The sequence below is a fragment of the Streptomyces sp. Rer75 genome, assembly GCF_013414305.1.
In the GTDB taxonomy this organism is placed as follows: domain Bacteria; phylum Actinomycetota; class Actinomycetes; order Streptomycetales; family Streptomycetaceae; genus Streptomyces; species Streptomyces himastatinicus.
In genome coordinates this window covers 3,470,604-3,483,920 of the sequence record NZ_CP058693.1, presented here as the reverse complement: position 1 = coordinate 3,483,920, position 13,317 = coordinate 3,470,604, and the positions used below count along the sequence as shown (strand labels likewise).

General features: G+C 71.6%; 13 protein-coding genes. 11 read left to right on the top strand and 2 right to left on the bottom strand.

The window, feature by feature from the left end; all coding sequences use genetic code 11:
- Positions 1-51: 51 nt before the first annotated feature.
- Positions 52-2,139 carry a hypothetical protein gene (locus HYQ63_RS14885; protein WP_179934263.1) on the bottom strand — a complete coding sequence of 696 codons (2,088 nt, stop codon included), beginning with the start codon at positions 2,137-2,139 and terminating at the stop codon, positions 52-54.
- 375 nt (positions 2,140-2,514) lie between these two features.
- On the opposite strand from HYQ63_RS14885, the gene proB reads away from it, so the two are divergent.
- The 5 genes from proB to HYQ63_RS14860 all read left to right on the top strand — a co-directional run bounded on the left by proB (position 2,515) and on the right by HYQ63_RS14860 (position 7,778).
- Positions 2,515-3,681 carry a glutamate 5-kinase gene (proB, locus tag HYQ63_RS14880; RefSeq protein ID WP_257231858.1) on the top strand — a complete coding sequence of 389 codons (1,167 nt, stop codon included), beginning with the start codon at positions 2,515-2,517 and terminating at the stop codon, positions 3,679-3,681.
- A gap of 252 nt (positions 3,682-3,933) precedes the next feature.
- Positions 3,934-4,425 (top strand): hypothetical protein, encoded by a 492-nt coding sequence (locus tag HYQ63_RS14875; RefSeq protein ID WP_179934262.1) that lies wholly within the window; start codon positions 3,934-3,936, stop codon positions 4,423-4,425.
- Positions 4,426-4,541: 116 nt separating this feature from the next.
- Positions 4,542-5,846 (top strand): glutamate-5-semialdehyde dehydrogenase, encoded by a 1,305-nt coding sequence (locus tag HYQ63_RS14870; protein WP_179934261.1) that lies wholly within the window; start codon positions 4,542-4,544, stop codon positions 5,844-5,846.
- A 105-nt stretch (positions 5,847-5,951) separates the two neighbouring features.
- The gene (locus HYQ63_RS14865; protein WP_179934260.1) at positions 5,952-6,584 is read left to right on the top strand and encodes a hypothetical protein; all 633 of its coding nucleotides are present in this window, start codon (positions 5,952-5,954) and stop codon (positions 6,582-6,584) included.
- A gap of 123 nt (positions 6,585-6,707) precedes the next feature.
- On the top strand, positions 6,708-7,778 hold the full coding sequence (locus tag HYQ63_RS14860) for a hypothetical protein (protein ID WP_179934259.1): 1,071 nt from the start codon (positions 6,708-6,710) through the stop codon (positions 7,776-7,778).
- Between the two features lie 3 nt (positions 7,779-7,781).
- On the opposite strand, the gene HYQ63_RS14855 is transcribed toward HYQ63_RS14860, so the two are convergent.
- Positions 7,782-8,957 (bottom strand): M48 family metallopeptidase, encoded by a 1,176-nt coding sequence (locus tag HYQ63_RS14855; RefSeq protein ID WP_179934258.1) that lies wholly within the window; start codon positions 8,955-8,957, stop codon positions 7,782-7,784.
- A 104-nt stretch (positions 8,958-9,061) separates the two neighbouring features.
- Between HYQ63_RS14855 and HYQ63_RS14850 the strand changes: the two genes are divergently transcribed.
- From HYQ63_RS14850 to HYQ63_RS14825, 6 genes are all read left to right on the top strand, one after another.
- Complete coding sequence (locus HYQ63_RS14850; RefSeq protein WP_179931899.1) at positions 9,062-9,211, top strand: hypothetical protein; 150 nt, start codon at positions 9,062-9,064, stop codon at positions 9,209-9,211.
- 101 nt (positions 9,212-9,312) lie between these two features.
- Complete coding sequence (locus HYQ63_RS14845; protein WP_179934257.1) at positions 9,313-9,483, top strand: hypothetical protein; 171 nt, start codon at positions 9,313-9,315, stop codon at positions 9,481-9,483.
- Positions 9,484-9,543: 60 nt separating this feature from the next.
- Positions 9,544-10,155, top strand: a complete 612-nt coding sequence (gene nadD / locus HYQ63_RS14840) for a nicotinate-nucleotide adenylyltransferase (RefSeq protein WP_179934256.1) — start codon at positions 9,544-9,546, stop codon at positions 10,153-10,155.
- A 10-nt stretch (positions 10,156-10,165) separates the two neighbouring features.
- Positions 10,166-11,977 carry an LCP family protein gene (locus HYQ63_RS14835; RefSeq protein WP_179934255.1) on the top strand — a complete coding sequence of 604 codons (1,812 nt, stop codon included), beginning with the start codon at positions 10,166-10,168 and terminating at the stop codon, positions 11,975-11,977.
- A gap of 196 nt (positions 11,978-12,173) precedes the next feature.
- A complete protein-coding gene (rsfS, locus tag HYQ63_RS14830) occupies positions 12,174-12,614 on the top strand; it encodes a ribosome silencing factor (protein WP_179934254.1) in 441 nt (146 codons plus the stop codon).
- 8 nt (positions 12,615-12,622) lie between these two features.
- Positions 12,623-13,264 carry a histidine phosphatase family protein gene (locus HYQ63_RS14825; RefSeq protein WP_373689085.1) on the top strand — a complete coding sequence of 214 codons (642 nt, stop codon included), beginning with the start codon at positions 12,623-12,625 and terminating at the stop codon, positions 13,262-13,264.
- Positions 13,265-13,317 lie beyond the last annotated feature (53 nt).

The following is a 13,317-nucleotide window of genomic DNA, read 5'->3' as shown; positions in this document are numbered from 1 at the left end:
TCCCGGGCCCTTACGCGTGGCTTGCGGCGCCTCGGACGGTCTCGGTCCGCCTCAGACCGTCGCCGTCTCCTCCGGCTCCGACGGTCCGGCCTCCATCTCCGTCTCCTCGGCCGCGTCCCGGGCCTCCCGCTGCGACGGGATCTCGTCGGCCAGCCGCGTGGCCATCCGCGCCCGCCGCTCGTCGGCCTCGCGGCACAGCGTCTGCGCGGCCCGGTCGAAGCGCACCAGGGACGGCGGGTCGGACGGGCCGAGCAGGTGCACCTTCAGCTCGGCGCGGGCCGGGGCGAGGGTGTCCTTCTCGGGCTCCCGGACGGCCTCCAGCAGCTCCGGAACCTCCGACGCCTCGGGCGTGAGGATCGTGGCGGCGCGCACCGTCGGGAAGTTCGCCCGGAACTCCTCCTCGGTCAGCCCGCTGGTGTTCGCCACCGCGTACGGCTTCTCGCTCGTCAGGTAGTCCGAGACGACGCTCGACACATCGCTGATCAGCACGTCGGCCTGGTTGAAGCAGGTGAAGATGGCCGGGCGCGGCCCGGTGACGACCTGGTGCTCCCAGTCCGGCAGCGACGCCCAGTAGGCGCTCTCCCAGGCGGCGGTGGCCGCCGCCACACCCGCGGCGCGGTTGTCGTCCGGGGTGCCCTGGAGCTTCATGCGCTCGATCTCGTCCGCGCTGCGGCGGAAGGACGTGCTGGTGAGCTGGTTCAGCTCCTCGGCGCGCCGGGTCAGCTCGGTCGCGGCCTCGGCGGGCGGACGGGCCCCGCCGCGCTTGGCGTTCGCCTCGGCGATCATCGCCTTGATGCGGTCGTTGGCGCGCCCGGCCCGCCGGTCGACGGAGCCGGTCATCGGGTGCGGCTTGTACAGCAGGCGCACCTTGGGGTCGGCGAGGAGCTCGCGGACGATGTTCTCACCGGCCAGGATGACCGAGGTGTTGCCGGGGTTGCCGTCCCAGCCCTCCCAGGTCGGGGCGTACAGCACGGTGGTGTACTCACCGGTCGGGGCGCCCGCGTAGGGGCGGATCGGCGCCAGCTGCGGACGGCCGACCTCCACGACGTCCTTGTCCTCGACGCCGATGTCGGCGAGCTGGTAGCGGTCGCGCGCGGCCGGGCCCGCGACCCACACCTCGTCGTACGCCTTGGCGTACGGGTTGCAGCTGGAGAGCTTGTCGCTCTCGCCGTGGTTGATGAACGCGTGCTTGATCGAGGGGATGCGCAGCACCTGCGAGGTCTTGCCCGAGTTGGCCGGGTGCAGCAGCACCTTGAGCGTCGAGTGCTCGATGCGCATCAGGTGGGCGACCTTGGGGAGGCAGACGATCGGGATGTCCGTCGCGTCGATCTTCTGCACCATGAACCGCTCGCGCAGCACGATGATGGGGTTGCCCTCGAGTGAGGCGAGCGTGGAGAGCCACATGTTCGCCTGGTACGCGGAGCTGGTGCCGCCGGAGAAGTACATGCCCACGGTCGGCTGGTACTCGGCCAGCCACGTGTCGAGCCACTCCAGGGCCTTCGCCTCGTTCACCACCCGCTTGCGCGGCAGCAGCCAGGTGGCCAGGTGGACGGTTCCGGCGATGCCGATCAGCAGGGCGATGGAGAGGCCGACGGCTCCCCAGACAGCGTTCTTGGTGCCGGCCGTGAGCAGCAGTCCGGTGGTGGCCGGGGCGGCGAGCCGCAGGATCCGGCGGCCGTGCTGGCGGGAGAAGAACCGCGGCGGGGCCTCGCTCAGCCGCAGCGCGGACGCGTCGATGTTGCGCGTGACGAACGGCAACTGCCGGGTGCGGCGCACCATTATGGCGGCCGCCTGGCAGGCGAAGTGCACCACGTAGAACAGCAACAGTCCCACGGTCAGCGGTGCCTGCTCGTGCAGCGGATTGATTCCCTCGATCCGCAGCAGCCCGACCATGATGAGCATGTCGCGGAACAGCTGGCGCACCGTGATGTCGAAGCGGACCTTGCCCAACAGCGACAGCAGGCCGGGCTGCTTCTGCTGAAGGAAGAGATCGAGGGCGAGGCCGCACGCCGAGGCGGCAATGAACAGCGGTACGTTCGGGAGCACGGCGCCGACGAGCTGTGTGGTGAAGAACACCACCATGGCGAGCAGCGCCGTGAGCTGTACGACCCGGCGTGGGGCGAATCCGGCAGAGGGCACGGGATGGGCTCCTGGCGGGAGGGCGGTGGACGAGTGGGGGGACCCCTGACCGTATGCCGCCGTCTGGCTCGGTGACAATCCGCGCAGGTGCCAACCGCCCCGAAACGGGTTCAAACGATTCCACGGGGCCGCGTCGCCATCTCACGGTGATCTCTCCGCGATCTTCCTGAGACCTGAGACCCCGGGTGTCGGCCGCGGCGGTCGCGGCGTCGCGGCGGTCGCGGCGGCGAAATGGCCGGGCGGCCATGGGCCCGGCTCACGTAGATTGCCCCCTTGTCATGATGTGAGTGTGCAGGACACGCGCTTCCGCTTTCCGCAAGGGGCGCAGGTGCGCGTGAGAGCCGGGGACGAGCCCGGGATGAGCAGGGGAGAGGCGTGGCGAAGCAGGACGGGTCGGCGGTACGGGACGAGGTGGCCGCGGCCCGCAGGATCGTGGTCAAGGTCGGTTCGTCTTCCCTCACCACCGCGGCCGGAGGGCTGGACGCGGACCGGGTTGACGCGCTGGTGGACGTGCTCGCGAAGGTGCTCGACCGGGACGTGAGCGGGGCCGGGGACGGCAAGGAAATAGTCCTGGTCTCCTCCGGGGCCATCGCCGCCGGACTCGCCCCCCTGGGCCTGGAGCGGCGCCCCCGCGACCTCGCCCGCCAGCAGGCCGCCGCGAGCGTCGGACAGGGCCTGCTGGTGGCCCGCTACACCGCCTCCTTCGCGCGCTACGGGCGCCGGGTCGGCCAGGTGCTGCTCACCACGGACGACACCAGCCGTCGCGCCCACTACCGCAACGCCACCCGGACCCTGGACCAGCTGCTGGCCATGGGCGCCCTGCCGATCGTCAACGAGAACGACACCGTGGCCACCGACGAGATCCGGTTCGGGGACAACGACCGGCTCGCGGCCCTCGTCGCCCATCTCGTACGGGCCGATCTGCTGGTGCTGCTCTCCGATGTGGACGGGCTCTACGACGGCGACCCCAAGACCCCCGGCACCTCACGCATCGACGAGGTCAAGGGTCCCAAGGACCTCGCCGGGGTCACGATCGGCAGCGCGGGCCGCTCCGGGGTCGGCACCGGCGGCATGGTCACCAAGGTCGAGGCTGCCCGGATCGCCGCCGCGGCCGGGGTCCCCGTGGTGCTCACCTCCACCAGCCGGGCCGGGGACGCCCTGCTGGGCCGCCCCACCGGTACGTACTTCCACCGCACCGGCCGCCGCTCGGCCGACCGGCTGCTGTGGCTCGCCCACGCCTCGGAACCCCGCGGCGCGCTCACCCTGGACGACGGGGCGGTGCGGGCCGTCGTGGAGCGCCGCACCTCGCTGCTGCCGGCGGGGATCGAAGCGGTGGAGGGCGAGTTCACCGCCGGGGACCCGGTCGAGCTGCGCGACACCGAGGGCCGCGCGGTGGCCCGCGGGCTGGTGAACTTCGACGCCAAGGAGATCCCACGGCTGCTCGGCCGGTCGACCCGCGACCTCGCCCGCGAGCTGGGCCCCGCGTACGAGCGCGAGGTCGTGCACCGGGACGACCTGGTGGTCCTGCACCGTCATGGATGACGTTCCGCCGGGTCCCGACAGGGGCTGAGGCGCCCCGGAGGCGCACCGAGCCCCAAAAAAGGAGGGCTTACCTTCCGCAAAAACGCCCCGCGGCCGCGCGAGGACTGGTCAACTTTGTTCAACGGGGTCGCGCGGGCAGCGGGCCCGCGGTGGGAACGCGGCGGGTCCGGATCGGCACGCCGACCACGGCACCACCGCACCACAGTGCTCCGCCCGCGCGTGAGCGGAGCAGCGAGCTACAGGAGGCCGCCGGTGAGACGAGGGCGCCCGGGGGCGCCGCCCCGAGGGGCGGCGGAGCGCACCCTGACCAGTGTCGGGTTGAACGGTGTCGGCGCGAACGGCGCCGGGACGGGCGATGCCGGGACGGAGGACGCGACGGCGCAGGGCAAGCGACGCGTCGAGGTGTCCCGGCTGTGGCACATCACGCTGAGCGTCTCGGGTGCCGAGGCGCCGCTGCGGGAGGTCCGGCGCGCTCTGGAGCAGCTGGCCCATGACCATCCCTTCCTGCTGACCAGCCGCTACGCCAACGATCACGCCGAGATCCGTTACTGGGAAGAGGCGCGTGATCTGCACGACGCGGCGGCGGTGGCGCTGCGGCTGTGGGGTGAGCACCGTTCCACGGCCAAGCTGCCGCCATGGGAGATCGTGGGGCTCGAGGTCATCGACCGTGATACGTATCACCAGCGCATCGCGGAGGGATACGGGCCGCCACCGGCTTCCCCGGTGGGTGTGCATCCCTTCTGAGGGGACCTGCACGAAGGGGCGCGTGCCGCTTCGGGACCGCTTCGAGATGTGAGAAGACCATCTCGAAGAGCGGAATACCCATCGGGTCGCCGCGCTCGGCTCAGTAGGCTGCGTGCATGACCAGCGCACCCACGTCGCCGCTCACCGACCCCTGGCCGAAGTCCCCGGTGCTCCAGACCGCCTACCGGGCCCGCGCCGCGGCCGTCGACCTCGCCCCGCTGCCGCGTGCCCTCAAGGACGACGCGCTGCTGGCGATGGCCGACGCGCTGGAGGTGCGGACGAAGGAGATCGTCGAGGCCAACGCCACCGATGTGGAGCGGGCCCGGGAGGCGGGCACGAGCGAGGCGATCGTCGACCGGCTGACCCTCACCCCGGAGCGGGTGCGGGCCATCGCCTCCGATGTCCGCGACGTGGTCGCGCTGCCGGACCCGGTCGGCGAGGTGGTGCGCGGTTCGACGCTGCCCAACGGCATCGACCTGCGCCAGGTGCGCGTCCCGCTGGGCGTCGTCGGCATCATCTACGAGGCCCGCCCGAACGTCACCGTGGACGCCGCCGCGCTGTGCCTGAAGTCGGGCAACGCCGTCCTGCTGCGCGGCTCTTCGTCGGCCTACCACTCGAACAGCGCGCTGGTGAAGGTGTTGCGCGACGCCGTCGGGGGCGCCGGACTGCCCGCGGACGCCATTCAGTTGGTGCCGGGGGAGAGCCGGGAGTCGGTGCGCGAGCTGATGCGTGCCCGCGGCCTGGTGGACGTGCTGATTCCGCGCGGCGGTGCCTCGCTCATCCGTACGGTGGTCGAGGAGTCGACGGTTCCGGTCATCGAGACCGGCACCGGCAACTGCCATGTGTACGTGGACGCGCAGGCCGACCTCGACATGGCCGTGGACATCCTGGTGAACTCCAAGGCCCAGCGCCCCAGCGTGTGCAACGCGGCGGAGACGCTGCTGGTGCACCAGGACATCGCCGCGGAGTTCCTGCCGCGCGCCCTGGAGGCGCTGGCGGCGGCCGGTGTCACGGTGCACGCCGACGAGCGGGTGCAGGCGCTGGCCGAGGCCGAGGGGACGAAGGCCACGGTCGTCCCGGCGGCGATGGAGGACTGGGAGACCGAGTACCTGTCGTACGACATCGCCGCGGCGGTCGTGGACTCCCTGGAGGCCGCGGTGGCCCACATCGGCCTGTGGTCCTCCGGTCACACCGAGGCCATCGTCACGACGTCGCAGGCGGCCGCCCGCCGCTTCACCCAATTGGTGGACTCCACCACGGTCGCCGTGAACGCGTCCACGCGTTTCACGGACGGCAGCCAGTTCGGCTTCGGCGCCGAGATCGGCATCTCCACCCAGAAGCTCCACGCCCGGGGCCCGATGGGACTGCCCGAGCTGACGTCGACCAAGTACATCGTCACCGGCGACGGACACACCCGCTGAGCCACCCTTTCGGGGGATGGGCGAACCCCGAGGTCAACGGGTGGATCTTCCCTCGAATGCCATTTTGCCCTGCCCAAATTGACCCGTCCGGTCTACTCTGAATGGGTGCCGGACGACGTGGGGGGCAAGCCGTTCCCGGACGGCGACGAGCCCGACGAGCGCAGCCACGGAGAGGCGAACGACGAATTCGCCACCGTGGTATTCGACGAGGACTTCGTACGGTCCGCCGCCATCCATGAACCCACCGCCGTCGAGCGGATGCTGGCCGCCGCGCAGGCCCGTGCCGAGGCCGAGGCGTCCCGGCGCAGCAGGGCCGGGGTGTCCCCCGAGGACGAGCTGTTCGACGACGCGTACGGTCCGGAGGGTGAGTTCGGGGACGGCCCGTACGACGACTATGCCGACCCGGACGGCCGCTTCGGCCCCGGCCGGGAGCTGGACGGCGCCTACGGCCCGTACGGGCGCTACGGGAGCGCCGGGCGGCCCTACCGCGGCCATGCCCGCTGGCACCGCCCGGTGGCCTGGCTGCTGGCCGTCCTGATGGGCATCGGGGTGGTCGCGCTGGCCTTCACGGCGGTCTACCGCGGCACCTCGGGCAACCGGCAGGATCCGGCCCCACCACCCGCCACCAGCGGGGTCGACGGCACGCCCGCCGGACGGCCGGGCAGCGTGCCGTCCATGCCGTCCAGGGCTGCCGAGCGCGAGGCGCCGCCCGCCTCCGTCGTGCCGCGCACTCCGTGACGGCGTGTCCGTCACATCTCCCCGTAGCACGTCGCGCCCTATGCGGCGTTTCCTCCGTACTGTGCGTGAAGTTGTGGAGTACCACGGCGTTTACCGCTGCCCCCGGCGACCTACTCTTGAGGTATGACCGGGCGTGGAGACCCTCCCGAGGGGACACCCGAAGGCGTCCCGGGAGGTGGTGAGGACGAGTATCGCTCCGTCGTGTTCGACGAGTCCTTCGTTCGTGCTGCCCGGCTCCAGGAGTTCTCCGCCCAGGAGCGCATGGACGATCACTCCCGCGCGGTGCGCAGCCGCCACGCCTGGGCCCGTGCCGGGGCGTCGCGGCAGGCCGTCGTCCTCGTCCTGCTGATCGCCTTCGCCTTCGCCGCGGCCGTCTACATGGGCGTACGCCACCCCTACCAGGCCCCCGAGCCGCAGGCCGTCGAGCCGCTGCGCAGCAGCGTGGTGCCGCTCTCGCCGCGCGGTGAGGTGCCCGGCGGGCGGCCCGCGGAGCTGTTCCGGGAGAGCCCGGCCGCCCAGTTCCGCACCGGCGCCGAGGGGGTCACCCTGCCCGCCGTGCGGCGCACCCAGGGGTTCTCGGAGAGCCAGGTGATGACGGCGCTCACCACGGTCAAGGACTACGTGGTGAAGTCGACCCTCGACCCGGGCGTGCTCACCGGCGGCCCGGTGCAGTCGGTGCGGCTGCTGCTCGACCCCGCCCAGCAGATCCAGTTCGACCAGAGCCTCGAACACCCGGTCGACGACGGCCGCCATGCGGCCACCGGCTGGCTGACCCGCTTCAACCCGGCCGAGGTGACGCTGGCCAACGCCCCGGTGCGGGTGCGCGGCACGCTGACGGTCGTCGAGCGCACCCCCTCGACCCTGGAGGTCAGCGCCGACCACGTCTTCGTCTACGCGATCCAGCGGGCCCACGAGCGGGCCCCGGACCACGCCTCGCTGTACACGGTGCGCCGGGAGACCCGGTTCCGCTTCGACCGCGGCGATCTGCGCGACCACCGGGTGGAGCTGGTGCACAGCTCCGTGCTGGCGGGCCCGCAGGCGTGCGCCGCGAACGCCTCTGGCTATCTGCGGCCGCTGGTGGCCGGGCAGAGCGTCCGGAACGACTCCCCGATGGGCACCGACCCGTACGCCCCGGGCCGCACCCCGGTCTCGCTCTGCGGCGTGCTCTCCCCGGGCACGCAGCCCGGCCCGTAGACCTCAGGAGCGGGGCGGTTCGTCCCCGTCGGAACCCTCCCCGCCGTCCCGGCCTTCCCGGCCCTCCTGACCGTCCCGCGGGGGCGTGCCCTCGGTGGTGTCCCCGCCCGGCTTGCCGCCGGTGGCGAACCGGTCGCGCAGCTTGCTGCCCAGGTCCCCGGCGCCGCCCGCCACGTCCCGTACGAACGCGATCAGCGGGTCCTTGCTGGAGCGGACCGACTCCGCGTAGTGGCTCGCCGACTCCCGGAAGGAGTCGCCGACCGAGGTGTCCTTGTCCTCCTCGCGGCGCGGGTAGTGGCCGTCCATGAGCCGCTGGAAGTCCCGGCTCTCGGCCCACTTCTTCAGCTCGGCGGCGCGCACGGTGGTGAACGGGTGGCTGCGCGGCAGCATGTTCAGGATCTTGAGTACGGAGTCCCGCAGATCGCCGCTGTTCTCGTACTCCTCGGCCTGCTCCAGGAAGGCGTCCACGTTCATCTCGTGCAGATGGTGGCCGCCCGCGAGCTTCATCAGCCCGCGCATCGAGGCCCGCAGGTCCTGCCCGACCAGCAGCCCCGCCCGGTCCGCCGACAGCTCCGACTTGCGGAACCACTCGCGCAGCGCCGTCACCAGGGCCAGCACCGCCACATTGCCGAGCGGGATCCAGGCGACCTTCAGCGCGAGGTTGGTGAGGAACAGCAGTATCGTCCGGTAGACGGCGTGCCCGGACAGCGCGTGGCCCACCTCGTGGCCGATGACCGTCCGCATCTCCTGCTCGTCGAGCAGCTCGACCAGCCCGGTGGTCAGCACGATGATCGGCGCGTCCATGCCGATGCACATCGCGTTCGGCTTCGGGTCCTGGGTGACGTACATCGCCGGGACCTGTTCCAGGTCGAGGATGTAGCAGGCGTCCCGCAGCATGTCGTGGAGGTGGGCGAACTGCCGGTCGCTCACCCGCACCGAATCGGACAGGTACAGCAGCCGCAGACTGCGCTCGGGCAGCAGCCCGCTCAGCGCCTTGAAGACGGTGTCGAAGCCGGTCAGCTTGCGCAGCGCGACCAGCGCCGAGCGGTCGGCCGGATGCTCGTAAGCGCGCGAGGAAATGCCCGGAAAGCGCCGCCTCTCGCGGCTGGGCACATGCTCGCGTCCCTCTCCGGTGCCGCTCCCGTCGCCGCCGGTCCCGTGTGTGTGGCTGTCGCTCATTGGTCCCCCTCGTGCGGACTGTTTCGCCGGACTGCCTCGGTCGTGCCCGTCCCCCTGGCGGACCCCACCTTAGGCCCTGCACGGCGGGGGGCTAGCGTGGAGACATGCCCGATATGACTGGCCTCACCGCCGTGCTTGCCGCCACTCCCAAGGACCAGGGACCGGGAGCGCTGCTGCGCACCGTCATCGTCGTCGGCGTCGTGGGCTCCGTCCTGGTCGCGTGGTTCCTGCTGCGCGGGTACAAACAGGACTGAGAGCGGGCTCAAGGGCGGACTGAGAGCACGTCCGGAATCCGGCTCGCATACGATGTGGCGGACGTGACGTGACGCCGAGACCCGGATAGGTATCGCCTGCGATGAGCGCTTTCAGCACCGCACATGCCGCCCTGACCACCCTCGCGGCCGAGGGCGGTGAGCACCACACCGATACTCACCCGAGCATCAGCCCCTACATGACCGGCGGTGCGGCTCTCGTCATCCTGTTCCTGTTGCTGTGGATCACCACGCGCTTCAACCGGGACCGCTGAGCTAAGGCCGTTGCCTCTTCGGGACCCGGTTTCGAGCCGGGCCCAGTAGGGTCTGCACGCATGGAAGAGCAGAAGGGGCCGGCCAAGCGGCGGCTCGGTGTGATGGGCGGGACGTTCGACCCGATCCATCACGGTCACCTGGTCGCGGCGAGCGAGGTGGCGTCGCAGTTCCACCTGGACGAGGTCGTGTTCGTGCCGACCGGGCAGCCGTGGCAGAAGAGCCACAAAAAGGTTTCCCCGGCCGAGGACCGCTATCTGATGACGGTCATCGCGACCGCGTCGAATCCGCAGTTCTCGGTCAGCCGTATCGACATCGACCGCGGCGGCGCGACGTACACCACCGACACGCTCCGGGATCTGCGCGCGCTGAACGGTGACGCGGACCTGTTCTTCATCACCGGAGCGGACGCGCTCGCCCAGATCCTCACCTGGCGCGATGCCGAAGTGCTGTTCTCGCTCGCCCACTTCATCGGCGTGACGCGGCCCGGGCACATACTGGCCGACCCGGGGTTGCCGGAGGGCGGGGTGTCGCTGGTCGAGGTGCCGGCGCTGGCGATCTCGTCGTCGGACTGCCGGGCGCGTGTCGCACACGGCGAACCCGTCTGGTACCTGGTGCCGGACGGTGTGGTGCGGTACATCGACAAGCGAGAGCTGTACCGGCACGACTGCTGAAGGGGTACCGGTGAACGACGGACAGGACCCGTACGACCCGTACGCGCGGGATCCGTATGCCCAGGAGCCGCAGATCTACGGCTACGACGCCTATGGGCAGCCGGTGTACCAGCCGCAGGGGACGCAGCAGGGTTACGACCCGTCGTCGTACTACGGGCAGCAGCAGGGGCAGCAGGACGGCTACGGCTATGGGTACGACCCGTACGGCCAGGCACAGCAGGCCCAGCAGGCCCCGGCGCAGCATCCGCAGACGCAGCCGTACGACCCGTACTACGGACAGCAGCAGCCCTATCCGCAGCAGGAGCAGCAGGTCCAGCAGCCGGGGCAGTACGTCCAGCAGCAGGGGCAGCAGGGGCAGTACGTCCAGCAGGGCTACGACTACGCCGTGCCCGCCCAGCCCGCCGCGCCCGAGGAGGACGAGCCGAACCCGTACGAGGAGCTGGCCGAGCTGGACCGGCAGGAGCCGTCCTCCGGCGCCCCGGCCGCGGCCCCGGCTCCCGACGGGGGAGGGCCCCGGAAGCCCGGCGGCGCGGGGAAGTCCGGCCCGGACGGGGAGGGCGAGGAGTACCGCACCGAGCAGTTCTCCTTCGTCGAGGAGCCCGACGAGGACTCCGAAGACGTCATCGACTGGCTGAAGTTCGCCGAGACCCGCTCGGAGCGGCGTGACGAGCGCCGCCGCAAGGGCCGCAACCGGTTCGTCGCGCTCGTCGTGGTGCTGGTCCTGGCCGCGGTGGGCGGGGTCGGCTACCTCTGGTACGCGGGCAAGCTGCCCGGTCTCTCCGCCGACGGCGACGCCCAGGCGGCGGCCGGTGGCCAGCAGAAGCGGGACGTGATCGTCGTCCACCTGCGCGAGCTGAAGGGCGGCCGTACCTCCACCGCGCTGCTGGTGGACAACGAGACCACCAAGAAGGGCACCACCGTCCTGCTGCCGAACGCGCTGTCCGTCGCCACCGAGGACGGCGGCTCCACCACGCTCGGCAAGTCGGTGACCGACGAGGGCTCCGACGCCACCCGGGACTCCCTGTCCACCCTGCTGGGCTCGAAGATCCAGGGCACCTGGCGGCTGGACACGCCCTATCTGGAGAACCTCGTCGAGCTGGTCGGCGGCATCACCCTGGACACCGACACCACCGTCCCGTCCGCCCGGAAGGGCGAGAGCCCGCTGGTCAAGCGGGGCAAGGAGCAGGTGCTGAGCGGTCAGGCGGCTGTGGCGTACGCCACCTACCGGGCCCCGGGCGAGGCGCAGACCAAGCAGCTCGCGCGGTTCGGCCAGGTCATGGACGCCGCCCTGAAGAAGGTCTCCAGCGATACGGGCGGCGCCACCAAGACCGTCGAGCAGCTGGCGCAGATCCCCGATCCGTCGCTGTCCGAGCAGCAGCTCGGCGCCTCGCTGGCGCGGCTCGCCGGGCAGGCCAAGGGCGGCGACTACGACACGATGATGCTGCCGGTCCAGGGCGACGGCACGCTCAGCGCCCGGGCGACGGACCGGGTGGTCAAGGGCGTCCTCGGCGGCACGGTGAAGAACACCGACCCGGGCTCCGCGGCACGCGTGAGCGTGACCAGCGCAGGCGGGGGCCAGGACGCCTCAGGTGCCGCCCGGGTCGCGCTGGTCAACGGCGGTTTCACGGTCGTCGCCGCCACCGAGGGCGGCTCTCCGCAGCAGACCTCGCGGGTCACGTACACGGACGCCGGGCAGGCCGGACAGGCCAAGGAGGTCGCCAAGACCCTCGGGCTGCCCGCGACCTCGGTCACCAAGGGCAAGGGCGCCGCCAACGCGGACGTGACGGTGGTCCTCGGCGCGGACTACGACCCCCAGGGCTAGACCGCGCCCACGGGCGGCCTTGCGCCACGGGCGGCCTTGTGTCACGGGCGTCCTTGCGTCACGGGCGGCGGGGGAGCCGGAAGAGTCAGGAGAGTCACGGCGGTCACGGGGGAATGGCCGAGAGTCGTGACGGTGGGGCGTGAGACCCTTGGGGTGCCAGACCCTGAGGGTCCCCACCGACCGGAAAGCCTCGCCTGTGACCGCCACGGACCGCTCCATCGAGCTCATCAACGCCGCCGCCCAGGCGGCCGCCGACAAGCTCGCGCACGACATCATCGCGTACGACGTCAGCGACGTGCTCTCGATCACCGACGCCTTCCTGCTGGCCTCGGCGCCCAACGACCGCCAGGTGAAGTCGATCGTCGACGAGATCGAGGAGCGGCTGAACAAGGAGCTCGGCGCCAAGCCGGTCCGCCGCGAGGGCGACCGCGAGGCCCGCTGGGTGCTGCTGGACTACGTGGACGTCGTGGTGCACGTGCAGCACAGCGAGGAGCGGGTCTTCTACGCCCTGGAGCGGCTGTGGAAGGACTGCCCGCAGCTGGAGCTGCCCGCCGACGCCAAGGCCACCCGCGGCAAGGCGGAGGAGTACGCGCAGGCCCAGGGCCCGGACGGCGGTGCGGGCGGTGAGCTGAGCTGAACGGCACCATGAGCGGCCGCGGCCGCCGCATAGTCCTGTGGCGGCACGGCCAGACGGCCTGGAACATCGAGCGCCGTTTCCAGGGCTCCCTGGACATCGAGCTGACCGACACCGGCGTCGCGCAGGCACACCGCGCGGCCCGGCTGCTGGCCGGACTGCGGCCGGACGCGATCATCGCCTCCGACCTCAAGCGGGTCATGGCGACCGCCGCCGAGCTGGCGACCGTGACCGGGCTCACGGTCGACCACTACGCGGGGCTGCGGGAGACCTACGCCGGTGAGTGGCAGGGGCTCACGCACGAGGAGATCATCGAGCGGTTCGGCGATCAGTACGCGGCGTGGAAGCGCGGCGAGCCGGTGCGGCGCGGTGGCGGCGAGCTGGAGTCCGAGGTCGCCGACCGGGCGGCGCCGGTCGTGCTGGACGCCGCCGAGAAGCTGCCCGACGGCGGCACGCTCGTGGTGGTCAGCCACGGCGGCACGATCCGCACCACGATCGGGCGGCTGCTCGGCCTGGAGGCGCACACCTGGGAGGCGCTCGGCGGCCTCTCGAACTGCTGCTGGTCGGTGCTGGGCGAGGGCGCGCGCGGCTGGCGGCTGCTGGAGCACAACGCCGGTTCCCTCCCCGAGCCCGTCCTCGGCGACGACGACTAGCGGACCCTCCCGGCTCGATTTCCTTTTCCGGCTGGTCACCGGCTAAGCTCCTT

Excerpts from the sequence above, each read along its gene's own strand:
- HYQ63_RS14870 (WP_179934261.1), top strand. The coding sequence starts at position 4,542 with ATGACCAGCGCACCCACGTCGCCGCTCACCGACCCCTGGCCGAAGTCC.
- HYQ63_RS14860 (WP_179934259.1), top strand. The coding sequence starts at position 6,708 with ATGACCGGGCGTGGAGACCCTCCCGAGGGGACACCCGAAGGCGTCCCG.
- HYQ63_RS14855 (WP_179934258.1), bottom strand. The coding sequence starts at position 8,957 with ATGAGCGACAGCCACACACACGGGACCGGCGGCGACGGGAGCGGCACC.
- HYQ63_RS14850 (WP_179931899.1), top strand. The coding sequence starts at position 9,062 with ATGCCCGATATGACTGGCCTCACCGCCGTGCTTGCCGCCACTCCCAAG.
- HYQ63_RS14845 (WP_179934257.1), top strand. The coding sequence starts at position 9,313 with ATGAGCGCTTTCAGCACCGCACATGCCGCCCTGACCACCCTCGCGGCC.
- nadD (WP_179934256.1), top strand. The coding sequence starts at position 9,544 with ATGGAAGAGCAGAAGGGGCCGGCCAAGCGGCGGCTCGGTGTGATGGGC.
- HYQ63_RS14825 (WP_373689085.1), top strand. The coding sequence starts at position 12,623 with ATGAGCGGCCGCGGCCGCCGCATAGTCCTGTGGCGGCACGGCCAGACG.